The organism is Nocardia sp. CWNU-33, assembly GCF_046764895.1.
Taxonomy (GTDB): domain Bacteria; phylum Actinomycetota; class Actinomycetes; order Mycobacteriales; family Mycobacteriaceae; genus Nocardia.
Window position 1 is genome coordinate 1 of the sequence record NZ_JBKOQN010000039.1, and the last position, 13021, is coordinate 13021.

At 65.9% G+C, this 13021-nt stretch carries 11 protein-coding genes; 8 read left to right on the plus strand and 3 right to left on the minus strand.

Annotated features, from left to right (window positions below):
* Positions 1-433: 433 nt before the first annotated feature.
* Positions 434-844: a class I SAM-dependent methyltransferase gene (locus tag ACLMAL_RS33560; protein WP_412002745.1), complete on the plus strand. Its 411-nt coding sequence runs from the start codon at positions 434-436 to the stop codon at positions 842-844.
* A 201-nt stretch (positions 845-1045) separates the two neighbouring features.
* Positions 1046-1342, plus strand: a complete 297-nt coding sequence (locus ACLMAL_RS33565) for a hypothetical protein (protein WP_412002746.1) — start codon at positions 1046-1048, stop codon at positions 1340-1342.
* Positions 1343-1408: 66 nt separating this feature from the next.
* On the opposite strand, the gene lexA is transcribed toward ACLMAL_RS33565, so the two are convergent.
* Positions 1409-2119 carry a transcriptional repressor LexA gene (gene lexA / locus ACLMAL_RS33570; protein ID WP_328403611.1) on the minus strand — a complete coding sequence of 237 codons (711 nt, stop codon included), beginning with the start codon at positions 2117-2119 and terminating at the stop codon, positions 1409-1411.
* Positions 2120-2329: 210 nt separating this feature from the next.
* On the opposite strand from lexA, the gene ACLMAL_RS33575 reads away from it, so the two are divergent.
* The 3 genes from ACLMAL_RS33575 to nrdR all read left to right on the plus strand — a co-directional run bounded on the left by ACLMAL_RS33575 (position 2330) and on the right by nrdR (position 4908).
* Entirely contained in the window at positions 2330-2809 is a 480-nt protein-coding gene (locus ACLMAL_RS33575; protein ID WP_412002747.1) for a hypothetical protein, read from the plus strand.
* Between the two features lie 125 nt (positions 2810-2934).
* Complete coding sequence (locus ACLMAL_RS33580; protein ID WP_412002748.1) at positions 2935-4281, plus strand: hypothetical protein; 1347 nt, start codon at positions 2935-2937, stop codon at positions 4279-4281.
* Positions 4282-4431: 150 nt separating this feature from the next.
* Positions 4432-4908, plus strand: coding sequence for a transcriptional regulator NrdR (nrdR, locus tag ACLMAL_RS33585; RefSeq protein ID WP_328403605.1), 477 nt, complete (start codon positions 4432-4434; stop codon positions 4906-4908).
* Positions 4909-4934: 26 nt separating this feature from the next.
* On the opposite strand, the gene hrpA is transcribed toward nrdR, so the two are convergent.
* Entirely contained in the window at positions 4935-9206 is a 4272-nt protein-coding gene (gene hrpA / locus ACLMAL_RS33590; RefSeq protein WP_412002749.1) for an ATP-dependent RNA helicase HrpA, read from the minus strand.
* A gap of 160 nt (positions 9207-9366) precedes the next feature.
* Here hrpA and ACLMAL_RS33595 point away from each other — a divergent pair, with 160 nt between their 5' ends.
* The 3 genes from ACLMAL_RS33595 (at position 9367) to ACLMAL_RS33605 (ending at position 12040) form a co-directional block, all read left to right on the plus strand.
* Positions 9367-9999 (plus strand): Pr6Pr family membrane protein, encoded by a 633-nt coding sequence (locus ACLMAL_RS33595; RefSeq protein ID WP_412002750.1) that lies wholly within the window; start codon positions 9367-9369, stop codon positions 9997-9999.
* A 159-nt stretch (positions 10000-10158) separates the two neighbouring features.
* Complete coding sequence (locus ACLMAL_RS33600; protein WP_412002751.1) at positions 10159-10788, plus strand: Pr6Pr family membrane protein; 630 nt, start codon at positions 10159-10161, stop codon at positions 10786-10788.
* Between the two features lie 28 nt (positions 10789-10816).
* The gene (locus ACLMAL_RS33605) at positions 10817-12040 is read left to right on the plus strand and encodes an aspartate aminotransferase family protein (protein WP_412002752.1); all 1224 of its coding nucleotides are present in this window, start codon (positions 10817-10819) and stop codon (positions 12038-12040) included.
* 20 nt (positions 12041-12060) lie between these two features.
* Here the strand turns inward: ACLMAL_RS33605 and ACLMAL_RS33610 are convergent, their stop codons facing one another.
* Entirely contained in the window at positions 12061-13011 is a 951-nt protein-coding gene (locus ACLMAL_RS33610; protein ID WP_412002753.1) for a DUF1152 domain-containing protein, read from the minus strand.
* Between the last annotated feature and the right edge of the window lie 10 nt (positions 13012-13021).

Here is a 13021-nt window from a genome sequence, read left to right on the forward strand (position 1 = left end):
AAGCTAAGCCTGCCAGCGCCGATGGTACTGCACTCGACAGGGTGTGGGAGAGTAGGACACCGCCGGAACATCATTCACGAGAGCCCCCCGACTTCGGTCGGGGGGCTTTCGTCGTTTACTGACGAGATACACGCAGACACTTCCCGATGATTATGTTGACCGGACCGTGCCGAGGGAGTGAAAATGGTTGACGTCAGGCAGGTTTGGCAGAATCCGATGTTCGGCGCTGTCGGCGCCCGGGTCTACGATGCGGTCCTCGACCGCCCTTCGATCGCGAGGCCGGTGGGCCGGGCGCTGTGGGGGTGCGACACCGACCGGATGTATGCGGCAATGGATGTCGTGAACCGGATATCGGACGGCGCAAGCATTTTGGATCTGCCAGTCGGCGGCGGCATCACATTGCGCCGTCTCGATCCATACCAGAAGGTTCGTTATGTCGCCGCGGACATCTCCGACCACCAGCTGGGCGCGGCGCGTTGCCGAGCGCAATGGTCTGTCCGAGATCGAGTACGTGCGGGCGGACGTTGTCGAGCTGCCCTTCGCTGATGCCGAGTTCGACCTCGTGGTGACCTTCGCGGGCCTGCACTGCATGCCAGAACCGGGTGCAGCGATTGTGTCGCTCGCCCGTGTCCTTCGCCCTGGTGGCACCATGGTGGGCAGCTGCGTGGTTTCGGGTGTCGCCGCTCGCTATGACCGGCAGATTCAGGCTCTTGGTGAGGTCGGTGTGTTCGGTCCGCCATGTACCGCCGACGAACTTCTCGGTTGGCTCGATGCGGCAGGTCTGAGCCGAGGTGACTTCTACTGCAACGGATCTCTCGCCCAGTTCGTCGCAATGAAGCGATAGTGGGGCAATTCGGAGCGGCGCAGCGGTGTCGCGGTCATGCGCTGACCCCGGCGACGGGGTGTCCTCGGGGTCGCGGTGACCGGGCGTCCCGACCCGGAACAGTGCCGGACGGCCCGGTCTGGCGGAATTGAGCTGCACCAACCCGACCTGTGTGTACTCGTTCGACGATCCCGCGCCGCTCGGGCCACCTTCCGCTTTCCGATGGGCGCTTATCACGCGAGCGAGTTGCTCGGGCTGTTCAGCATGCGGGACCTGAGTTGGGTCTACAGCGCGGTGACCAGCCCGGATCAGCAGCGCCTGGCCAGCGAAATGCGAAGGTACTGGGCTCGTTTCACGATCGCAGGCAGTCCCGATCCGGCCGGACTCCAACCCATCCCGGCCTACGATTCGGCCGCGCCGCAAGTCATGTCGTTCCGACCAGGCGGAAGCAGGCTCGTCGACAACTATGCCGCCGAGCATCAGGCGGACTTCTGGTCGACTATGCCGACGCGGTGGTAGCCGACGCGGTGGTAGCCGACGCGGTGCGCGGGCCTCGGGGTCTCGCGCACCGCAATGACAATCGCGTCAGATCTTGCGGATGACGGTGACGACCTTGCCGAGGATCCGCGCGTCGTTGCCCGCGATCGGCTCGAACAGCGGGTTGTGCGGCATCAGCCAGACATCCTTCCCGGTGCGTTTGAAGGTCTTGACCGTCGCTTCGCCCTCGATCATCGCGGCCACGATGTCACCGTTATCGGCGACGTTCTGCTGACGCACGACCACCCAGTCGCCGTCACAGATCGCCGCGTCGATCATCGACTCACCGACGACCTTGAGTAGGAACAGTGATCCGTCGCCGACCAATTCACGGGGCAGCGGGAAGACATCCTCGATCGCTTGTTCGGCCAGGATCGGGCCACCGGCGGCGATTCGGCCGAGGACCGGGACGAAGGTCGGTGTCGGCCTGTTCGGGTCGGATTCCTCGACCGAGGACAGGCTGGTGACCGCGCGGACTGCCTCGTCGAGACCGCGAACATCCACGGCGCGTGGACGATTCGGGTCGCGGCGAAGAAAGCCTTTGCGTTCCAGCGTCCTGAGTTGGTGGGCCACCGACGACGTGGAGGTCAGCCCGACGGCATCGCCGATCTCCCGAATGCTCGGCGGGTAGCCGCGCTCGCTCACCGAGGTGCGGATGACCTCCAGTACCTTGCGCTGACGCACGGTGAGATCCGCCCCGGCCCCGGATGGGTCGGTGCCTCCTACGCTCTCGTCGCCCGTGTCGTCTGTGTGGCTCACCGCAACCGCCCTTCACCCGTCGTTGATTTCGTCTTACGAATCTAGTCCGGTCGAGCCGATGTTTCAAACATCTGTTCGAGGCATGTCGGGCGTTTCTACTGACTTTATCGATGTCTCGTGGTAGAAATCGAACACAAGTTCTTCGAACACGTGATCGAATAGCTACCCCATCGAGTCTCCAGTCAGCAGCCCACCACGGAGGTTTGTCCGATGAGCACAGCGATCAGCGACATCAGCACCATCGGCGCGGCCGGCGCCGTCGAATCGGCCCAAGGCCGGGCCGATGTCGATCTCGGTTTCGATTCTGTTCCGCGGGTGCAGCGTCCGCATCGCGGTGCGGTGCGGGTGTTCGACTCGGCGCAACGGTCTGTCGCGGACCGACGCCCGCGTGGAAACCGGCCGCGTGGCACGCTGGCGTTGTACGAGCGTCGGGTGCGGAAGACGCCGTCGGTGCGGCAGGCGCGCGGCCCGCACCCGGCGGAGATGGTCGAGCAGGCTCAGGTCGGGTTCGCGGTGCTCGCGGTGGCTGCGTTGCTGAGTGCGTTGGTTGTCACGGCTTTGATCGGACTCGCGCACCTGCGGGCGGGCGCTTTCGACAAAGGTGGGCCGACGGCGGTGCCCGCAGTGTTCGAGCAGGGTGTCGACGGGCAGCTCGTCCCCGACGTTGCTGGAGCCGGGGTGCCGCGCTAGTGCGGGCCGCTGTGGCGGAGGGCATCGACCGATCCGCTACCAATGGTGGCCGAATTTGTTGATCGCAAAGTAGAACATGTTGCTACTGTCCTGAAAACGTGACTCAGGCAACAGGATTCCATGCGATGACGCACCTCAGTACCGCTCGAACCATCGGCACTACCGACCGACCGAGCGCCGGCGGACGATCAGGCGGTTCCGATCGGCCCGGCCTGATGAATCGGCTCGGCTCGGCCGGACACCGCGCTCGGTCGTTTGCTCGGGTCGTTGGGCTGTTCGCCTGTCTTGTTGTCGGGTTCACGACTATTCCCGCTGCGCATGCGGCCCCCGCGTATGAGGCATATTTGGATCTGCCCACGATCAACGGCGACGGCGGTGCAGGCGGCGGCCTGAACCCGGTTGTCCCGCTGGACGAATCGGCCTTGCGCGCGGCGCTCGACGAGGCCAGAGCCGACGAGGTCGCCCCGCAACGGTATGCCACGCTGCTGCATCAGTACTGGCTGGTGGTCTCCACCCGCAACGCCGCGATAGACCTGGCGACCTGGAATCCGGCGCGCGGTGTACGCGCCAACCAGAACACTTTCAATCTGGTGTATGTCAACTACTTCCGGCTCGCCAACCAGCATCCGGAGTTCTGGTGGGCGGGCCTCGCCGGCATCGCGGGTGGCTCCTTCGCCTCGGGATTCTTCGATCTCGGTGATATCGGTGGTGTGCTCGACGTGCCCGGCATCCATCAGCTCGGCAATGCGGTGGCGGACCTGTTGCGCGCTACCCCAGAGGAATTGGTGCGCAAGGTGCCTGCGGACATCAGGTTGCTCGCCACCGAAGGCGCACGCCTGAGCGTCGAGGACCTTGCCTGGTATCAGACCCGGTTGATGATCATGCAGAAGCACATCTTCACCGACCTGGTGCCCATGCATGAAGCCTATGTTGCGTTGGGGATGGCGGGGATCGATGAGATGTATGCCGCGGGGGTGATCGACGCGGATATCCGTGCCGCCTGGCAGTTGATCGACTCGCACACACCGGGCGGGTACGAAGACGCGCTGGTCCGGATGACCGATCGTGAACAGAATCGCGTCATTGCCGATCAGTGGGACGCGACCTCCGCAGGCCGCGGCACGATCGGCCGGATCCTCACCTACATGAGCACCGTGGTGGGTAAGCCTGCCCTGCCGGGCGTCCTGGCGCCGGGAGTGTTCGCTCCGGCGACCGTCCGCGCCGACGTTGCCGGACGCACCGTGGCGCTGCGCACCCCGCTGCCGGACTTCAACTGGGCCGACCGGGACACCCGCTGGACCTACATCACCGGCGACCTGGTGCCGCGCCATGTGGACATGGAGCGCAATCCGCCGTTCGCTGCCGCCTGGCTCGGTGAGTCGTTCTGGAACAAGCTCGCCCGCGGCAGGGTGATCCAGCGAATCCCCGAACTTATCGCGGACATGACAACGCAGTGGCGGATCGGCGAGTGACGCGAGGGAAAGCCACCGACCCGGCCCGGGTATCCTCGAAGTGCTATGGACGTATAGGTCTAGACCCCTGTACACGTGCTCGCCGGAATGGTCACCCCAATCGGAGCCCGGCCCGGACGCGAGTGCGCGCATCGACGAAGGATCTCCCGGATGCATTGCCCGTACTGCCGACACCCTGACTCGCGGGTCGTCGACTCGCGTGAGGCCGAGGAAGGCGCCGCCATCCGCCGCCGTCGTTCCTGCCCGCAGTGTGGCAGACGCTTCACCACGGTCGAGACCGCGATTCTGTCCGTGGTCAAACGCAGTGGCGTCACCGAGCCGTTCAGCCGCGAGAAGGTCATCCGCGGTGTGCGTCGTGCCTGCCAGGGACGCGAGGTCGCCGAGGATGCGCTGAACCTGCTGGCCCAGCAGGTCGAGGACGCCGTGCGGGCCAAGGGTTCGCCAGAGGTGCCGAGCCACGAAGTCGGACTGGCCATCCTCGGCCCGCTGCGTGATCTCGACGAGGTCGCCTACCTGCGCTTCGCCTCGGTCTATCGGTCCTTCACCTCCGCCGACGATTTCGAGCGCGAGATCGCGGACCTGCGCCGACATCGGGACGAGGCGACTGTCGCGGCGACCGTCGACTGACGCCACGCTGAACCAAACGGCCGTACCTAGCGACGTACCGTGTCGATCGCCTTCTCGATGCGTTTGGCCGAGACCGGGTACGGTGTGCCGAGCTTCTGGGCGAACAGGCTGACCCGGAATTCCTCGATCATCCACCAGATTTCGGTGACGGCGGTGGCGTGCTTGCGGTGTTCCGGAAGGACAGCGATGAGCCGGTCGTAGGCGGCCAGCGCCCGGTCGAGCTCGATCGTGGCCTGACGGTCGCGGACGGCCGAGCCGGGCAGTGACTCCAGGCGGACGGTCGCTGCCCGCAGATACCGGGGCAGTTCGCGAAGCCGGGTGCCGCCCCATTCGGAGATGAAGCCGGGGAACACCAGCTCGCCGAGCTGATGGCGGACATCGTCGGCGATGTCGCGGTCGGTGGCCGCCGCGAGTGCCACCGAAAGCTGGTGTGCGCCAGCAAGGACCGGGACCACCAGGCGCACGTAGCGGGTAACGGCGTCGGCGAGCTTCGGCCGGATAGCGGCGACGAGGGCGTCGAAACGGTCGGGACTGCGAACGGGACCGCCCGCGGCGGTGATGAGTTCGTCGGCGGCCGCGGCCCGGCAGTCCTCGACGAGGGCCTCCAACGAACCATACGGGTTCTGGCTCAGCGCAAGCCGGTCCGCGGCGGACAGCCCGGCTGTCACGGTACGCGGCGAGGTGGGAATCGCACGCAGCACCAGCGCGCGCGTGCCCGCCCGCATCGCGGCGACCTGTTCGACCGGCGAGCTGAGTACCCGCACGGCGACACCGTCGCCCTCCGGCACCAGCGCCGGATAGCCGGTGACCGTCTGACCGGCCACTTCGCGGCGAACGGTGGATTCGACCGTGCCGAGGGACTCCGAGGTCCACACCGTGGCAGGGGCCCGCTCCGCGCCTGCGGTGGCGCGGGCAACGGAGGCGGAAACCTGTGCGGCCAGCTGGGTTTTCAGCTGAGAAAGACTCTTGCCGCTGGCCAGGGTGCGCCCGGAGGCGTCGGTGGCCGCGAAGGTCATGCGCAGATGGTCGGGCAGAGCGGCAGGGTCGAGATCCTTCGGCGTGATCGTGACCGAGCCGAGGCGCGACAGCTCCCGTGCCAGACCGGTGCGCAGCGGTTCGGCGCGCGGGGTGAGCGCGGCGAGTGCCGCCGCGGCGAAGTCGGGCGCCGGAACAACTGTGCGGCGCAACGTCTTCGGCAATATCTTGATCATGGCGGCGGCGAGTTCGTCGCGCATGCCCGGCACCAACCAGTCGAACCCGACCGGCCGAACGTGGGCCAGCTGTGCTACTGGGATGCGGACCGTGACGCCGTCGTCGTCGTTGCCCGGCTCGAATTGGTAGGTGAGCGGGAAGCTCAGCTCGCCCTGACGCCACGCATCGGGGAAATCGGTCGGATCAAGGGTCGCCGCGCCCTCGTTGACGACGGTGTCGGTCGAGAAGTCCAGCTGTGCGGGATCTTTACGCTTCGCGGTGCGCCACCAGGTGTCGAAATGCCGCACCGACACGATGTCGGCCGGGATGCGCCGATCGTAGAACTCGAAGAGCACCTCGTCATCGACGAGAATGTCGCGCCGACGGGCACGATGCTCCAGATCGGCCACATCGTCGAGCAAGGCGCGGTTGCGGTGGAAGAACTCGTGGTGGGTTTGCCATTCACCCTGCACAAGTGCGTGTCGAACGAACAGTTCGCGCGACAGCTCAGGATCGATACGCCCGTAATCGACGGGGCGGCTGGTCACCAGCGGGACGCCGTAAAGGGTGACGCGCTCGTAGGCGCGGGCGGCGCCGCGCTTGGCAGACCAATGCGGTTCGGAGTAGGTGCGTTTCACCAGATCTCCGGCTAGGCGCTCGGCCCATTCCGGTTCCACCCTGGCGGCCATCCGGCCCCACAGCCGCGATGTCTCGACCAGTTCCGCGGCCATCACCCAGCGCGGCGGCTTCTTCGCGAGGGAGGAGCCGGGGAAAATCATGAACTTGGCGTTGCGTGCGCCGACGAACTCGCGTGATTCCGCTTCTCGGACACCGATATGCGACAGCATGCCTGCCAGCAGTGCCTGGTGGATCGAGGTGGAATCCCAGGGGGTGCCGTCATCGTCAAGGGGTGCTGCCTGCACTGTGGACTCGGGCTGTCTACCACGCCGCGATCCGGTCTGCTGTCCGGATGCGGCAGCAGTGGAAGCGTTGTCGGCCTTGGGGTTCGATGCACGTCTGTCGCGGCGTCCGCGGCGCGGGCCGGGATCGCCATCTGCTGGGGAATCGGATATCCGGCCGCCGGGGGCGCCGCCGTCGGGCTGTGTCGACCAGCCGAGTCCCCGCGTGATGGTCCGCAGTTGCCCATGTAGGTCCTGCCATTCCCGAATGCGCAGGTAGTGCAGGAACTCGTCGCGACACATCCGGCGGAACTGGTTGGCGGACAGCGATTTCCGCTGCTCGGTGAGGTACTCCCATAGCCGTAGGTAGGCGAGGAAATCCGAGCCCTCCACGATGAACCGTGCGTGTTTGGTGTCGGCGGCCTGCTGGTGGTCGGCGGGGCGTTCACGCACATCTTGGATCGATAGCGCGGCCACGATGACCAGGACATCGGCCAGGCAGCCGTTTCGGTTTGCCTCGACAAGCATGCGCGCCATGCGCGGATCGACCGGTAGTTGCGCCATTTCGCGCCCGATCGGCGTCAGCGTCAGCGTGGCGTCACCGGTCGGCTCGCTGTCGAGAACCGGTGTGTGTGCGGCGCTGTCGTCACGCTGCTGTTGCTCGCCTGCGCCCCGGTCGGAACCGCGCTGTGCCCGGTCGTCGATTTCGGTCGACGTGGGTCGCCGCCGCGTGGGTTCGGCCGTAGCGCGCGGAGCGAGTGCCCCGAGTTCCTCCAGCAACGCGATGCCGTCGCGGATGGCGCGACGGTCCGGCGCCTCCACGAACGGAAAGTTCTCGATGTCACCGAGGCCGAGCGCGGTCATCTGCAGGATGACAGCGGCCAGATTGGTGCGCAGGATCTCCGGTTCGGTGAACGCGGGCCTGGATTCGAAGTCGTCCTCGGAGTAGAGGCGAATGCAGATGCCGTCGGCCACGCGACCACAGCGCCCGGCGCGCTGCCGGGCCGAGGCTTGCGAGACCTCTTCGATGGGCAGGCGCTGCACCTTGGTGCGCATCGAATACCGGGAGATGCGCGCGGTGCCGGGGTCGATGACGTAGCGGATGCCAGGCACGGTGAGCGAGGTCTCCGCGACATTGGTGGCGAGCACCACACGACGCCCGGGATGTGGGGCGAACACCCGATGCTGCTCGGCGGTCGACAGGCGCGCATACAGCGGGAGGATCTCGGTGCGCGGGAGCTTCAGGTCGCGCAGCGCGTCTGCGGTGTCGCGGATTTCGCGCTCGCCGGACAGGAACACCAGGACATCGCCGTCGCCCTCGGTGAAGAGTTCACCGACCGCGTCGCCGATGGCGTCGACTGGGTCGCGGTCGACGACCCTGGTGTCTTCGTCGTCTTCTTCGTCAGAGGAACCGGGTAGTTCGAGCGTGAGTGGCCGGTAGCGGATCTCCACCGGATAGGACCGGCCGGAGACCTCGACAATCGGTGCGGGAGTACCGGATTCGTCACCGAAGTGGCGTGCGAACAGTTCCGGGTCGATGGTCGCGGAGGTGATGATCACCTTGAGATCGGGCCTGCGCGGCAGTAACTGTTTGAGGTACCCGAGCAGGAAATCGATATTGAGGCTGCGTTCGTGCGCCTCGTCGATGATGATCGTGTCGTAGCGGCGCAGCAGCCGGTCGCGCTGGATTTCCGCGAGCAGGATGCCGTCGGTCATCAGCTTGACCAGCGTGCGATCGGACGCCTGATCGGTGAACCGCACGGTGTAGCCGACAACGTCACCGAGTTCGGTGCCGAGCTCCTCGGCGATGCGTTCGGCGACGGTGCGTGCGGCGAGCCTGCGCGGCTGGGTGTGCCCGATCGTCCCGCGAATGCCGCGGCCGAGCTCCAGGCAGATCTTGGGGATCTGGGTGGTCTTACCGGAGCCGGTCTCGCCTGCCACGATCACCACTTGGTTCTCGGCGATCGCCTTCGCGATGTCTTCGCGGCGTGCGGAGACCGGCAGCTGTTCGGGGTAGCGGATTTCGGGTACCGCTGCGCGGCGGGCCTCGATGCGTCCCTCGGCCGCCGCGATATCGACCGCGACGGCGCTGAGATCGTCGCCACGGGCCCGGTCCAGGCGTCGGCGCAACCGGTGTTCGTCGCGGAGGGTTACGGCGGCCAGGCGGTCACGAAGCTCGCGGAGAATCGGGTCGGCTGTCCTGGTCATTGCGTCTACCAGCGTAGCGAAACGCTCCTGCGGACCGCTCGTTGAACCCCAGTCGGGTCCGGGCATCCAGCGAGCACACCGTGCGTGACGGCGGTGACACTGCGATGCCGACGAGCTGTGTTCACCCGTGAAAGCCATACTGATGTGCGACGATCCAGAGATGACCGCCGGTGCTGCTCCGCTGTGGATTCGTATCCCGCGCTTCGCGTTTGCCGCACTCGGCATCTTCGCGCTGGTGTGGATACCTATCCGCAACCTCGACGACGCCGGCTTCTCCGTCGCCAACTACGTCAGCTACTTCACCATCCAATCCAATGTTCTCGCTGTCATCGTCCTGCTGGTCGGCGCCGTGCGTGACCCCCGTGATCGCCGTTGGCAGGCCATCCGTGGCGCGACCACGCTGTACCTGCTCATCACCGGCGTCGTCTATGCCGTCCTGCTTGCCAAGGTCGACGTGATGCTTACCGACAAGTGGATCAACGACGTCCTGCACCGCATCCTGCCCATCGTCGTGGTGCTGGACTGGATCCTGGTCCCCGCAACCCTCGGCATCACCCGCACACTGGTCGGCGCCTGGCTGATCTACCCGGCCGGCTACGGCGCCTACACCCTCATCCGCGGCGCGATAGTCGACTGGTACCCCTATCCCTTCCTCGATCCCCGCGAGCAGGGCTACATCTCGCTGATCATCGGTCTGGTGATCCTCTCGGGCGTCTTCGCCCTGCTTGCCATAGCCGTTGTCTCCCTCGGTGTACTCACTGCCCGCCGGCGCGAACCTGCGACGACGGACTGAGCGCGGTCACTCACCCCTCGGGTGCGTTCGAATTCGGCTGGGCGCGTCCGACATTGGACTGGTCCGCACCGACAATGGCCAACACGAAGGTGCACCGCTCGGCTCCGGCACCCCCTGAGCAATGGTCTGGCAGTTCCCACGCTATGCAACAATCGCACCGTGAACGCCGTCGGGATGGCTCCATGGTGGGTTCGTGTCCTGCGTATCGGGTTCGCTGCGCTGGGGCTGGTGGCGCTGATCTGTGGTCCTATCCACGACCATGGATCGTTCGGCTACTCGCTGGACAACCATTTCAGCTATTTCACGATCCAATCGAACATTCTCGGAGTGATCGTGCTGCTGGTCGGCGCGCTGCTCGATCCGATCGATCAGCGGTGGCAGCTGGTCCGCGGCGCCGGCACGCTGTATCTGGTCATTGCCGGCATCGTGTACGCGGTACTGCTCGCGCACATCCACGCCGGGACCGAACAGCCCTGGGCCGATGACGTGCTCCATCGGATTATGCCGATCGCGATGATCGCGGATTGGGCGCCGGTGCCGGTGGCGATCAGGGTCAACGGTCCGCTGATCGCGGGCTGGCTGGCCTACCCGGTGGCATATAGCGCTTACACCCTGTTCCAGGGCGTTTTCGTGGAGTGGTATCCGTACCCGTTCATCGACCCGCGGTGTCAGGGGTATGTGTCGATGACCATCGGCTTGGTGGTTCTGGTTGTGGCGTCCGCGCTGCTCGCAGGTGCAGTCGCCGCCCTCGGCGATCTGAGCAGCCGCTGGCGGGGTGCGGACGAATGATTCGGTTCTCGAGGTAAAGGTGGTTGGTATGAGTGCGCTATGGCATGGGTTCGCCGATATGGGTGCCGTCGAACGGGACGGGGCATTCGTTGTCGCGCGCGGGGAGGGCGCCTACATCTGGGACGAGGCTGGTACCAGGTATCTGGATGCGACCGCGGGCCTGTGGTTCACCAATGTCGGGCACGGGCGCGCCGAGATCGCCGATGCTGTCGCCGCGCAACTGCGCACCATCGCGCACTACTCGAACTTCGGCGACTTCGTCGAACCCGCCACCCAGCTGCTCGCGGAGAAGCTGGCGACGATTGCACCGGTGCCCGACAGCAAGATCTTCTTCACCTCTGGTGGCTCGGATTCGGTCGACACCGCGGCGAAGCTGGCACGGCGGTACTGGCACGAGATGGGGCGGCCGGACAAGACGATCGTGGTCGGCCGTCAGCGCGCGTATCACGGAATGCATATCGCGGGAACGGCGTTGGCGGGCATCCCGGTCAATCGGGAAGGCTACGGCGAACTGATGGCCGATGCGCGCACCGTCGAGTGGGATGACGCGAAATCGCTGCTTGCCTTGATCGAGGAAATCGGCGCCGAACGCATCGCGGCGTTCTTCTGCGAACCCATCATCGGCGCGGGCGGTATCTATTTGCCGCCGGATGGTTATCTGGCCGAGGTCCGCCGTATCTGCCGCGACAACGACATCCTGTTCGTGGTCGACGAGGTCGTCACGGGGTTCGGCCGTATCGGCGGATCCTGGTTCGCCTCATCCCGATTCGATCTCGAGCCCGACCTCATGACCACCGCGAAGGGCCTGACTTCCGGCTATGTTCCGATGGGTGCGGTCTTCATCGCCCCGCGCATTGCGGAACCGTTCTTCAGTGGGGGCGTGTGGTGGCGTCATGGCTACACCTATGGCGGTCATGCCGGCGCCGCCGCGGCCGCGCTGGCGAATTTGGAGATCGTCGAGCGCGAGGGCTTGTTGAACGAGGCGAAGCGCCTGGAATCGACCCTGCACGACAAGTTGGCACCGTTGGCCGAGCATCCGCGCGTCGCCGAAGTGCGCAGCGGTCTCGGTGCGGTCGCCGCGATCCAGCTCGCCGACCCCTCGGAAGGGCTTCCTCTGGTGAAAACCCTTCGTGCACATGGTATTTCGGGTCGCGCGGCGGGTCAGGGGGCGATGCAGATCTCGCCGTCGTTCGTGATGACCGATGATCAGGTCGTCGAGCTGGTCGCGGGGTTCACCGCCGCCCTCGGCTGACCCCCGCAGGCGCGTGGCGGTCAGTGCGGGAACGTACGAGGCGGCCGCACGGTGATCTGCGCTCGGTACTGCCCGATCCGGAGCGATATATCGGCGATATCCACGGTGTCTTCTAGAGTCGGCAGATACGCGTTGCGTGCTGCCAGCCCCGGCAGGTCGAAAGTGAAGTACATCGCCATCAGCGGGTTGACGAAGAGGTCGGTGGCCCGGCTTCTGCCACCGATCGGCACGTCGCCGTGCCGCCCGGATAGTGCAGCCGCGATCTGCCCGTTGACCAAACTCGGGCGCTTGGGCGTCAGCGCGGCGGCATGCTCGACGGCCGCGCGGTAGCGTCGAGCTTCCGGGCAATCGCCGGGTATCGAGAACGCGCCCAGGTAGGCGCCTGCCGTGTCGAGCTCGGCGATATTCTCGAGCACCTGGACATGGTTGACCCCGTGAAACGCATCGATGCCGAAGCCGAGTGCGGCGACCAGTCGCACCGGCGTCTCATCGATTCCGGCGACCGCGGCAAGACTGGCCGCGTCCTCCTCAGGTGTGCCGAGCAGATACTCATCGCCGCGAAGCAGGATGTCGGTCCCGCCGTCGATCAATACGACGGCGTCTATATCGAGCAGCTCGAGCAGTGTCCGATACGCGGCCCGGAGCTCCCGGACACCGGTGCGCGGAAAAGCGTAGACCGTCGATGGCTCGTCGTGCAGCGCGAGCCACCTCGCCAGGGTGCGTTCGGGAAAATAGTTCTCCGAGCCCGCGACATCGGGGGTGATCGCTGCGACCCTGCCGTTCAACCACACCGCAGGGTCGAGAGTCTCCAGTCGTGTGAACGAGAGATTGGCCAGGTGGACCGAAACTCCTGCCGCGCGGAGCGCGAATGCCAGTGGGAGACCGGCGTATACGTCGAATCCACCACCCGCCCCCGCGATCAGCACTGATGTGCGGCCGTCGAGGCGAGTGAATATTTCTGGTGTTCGCATCCGATCGGTC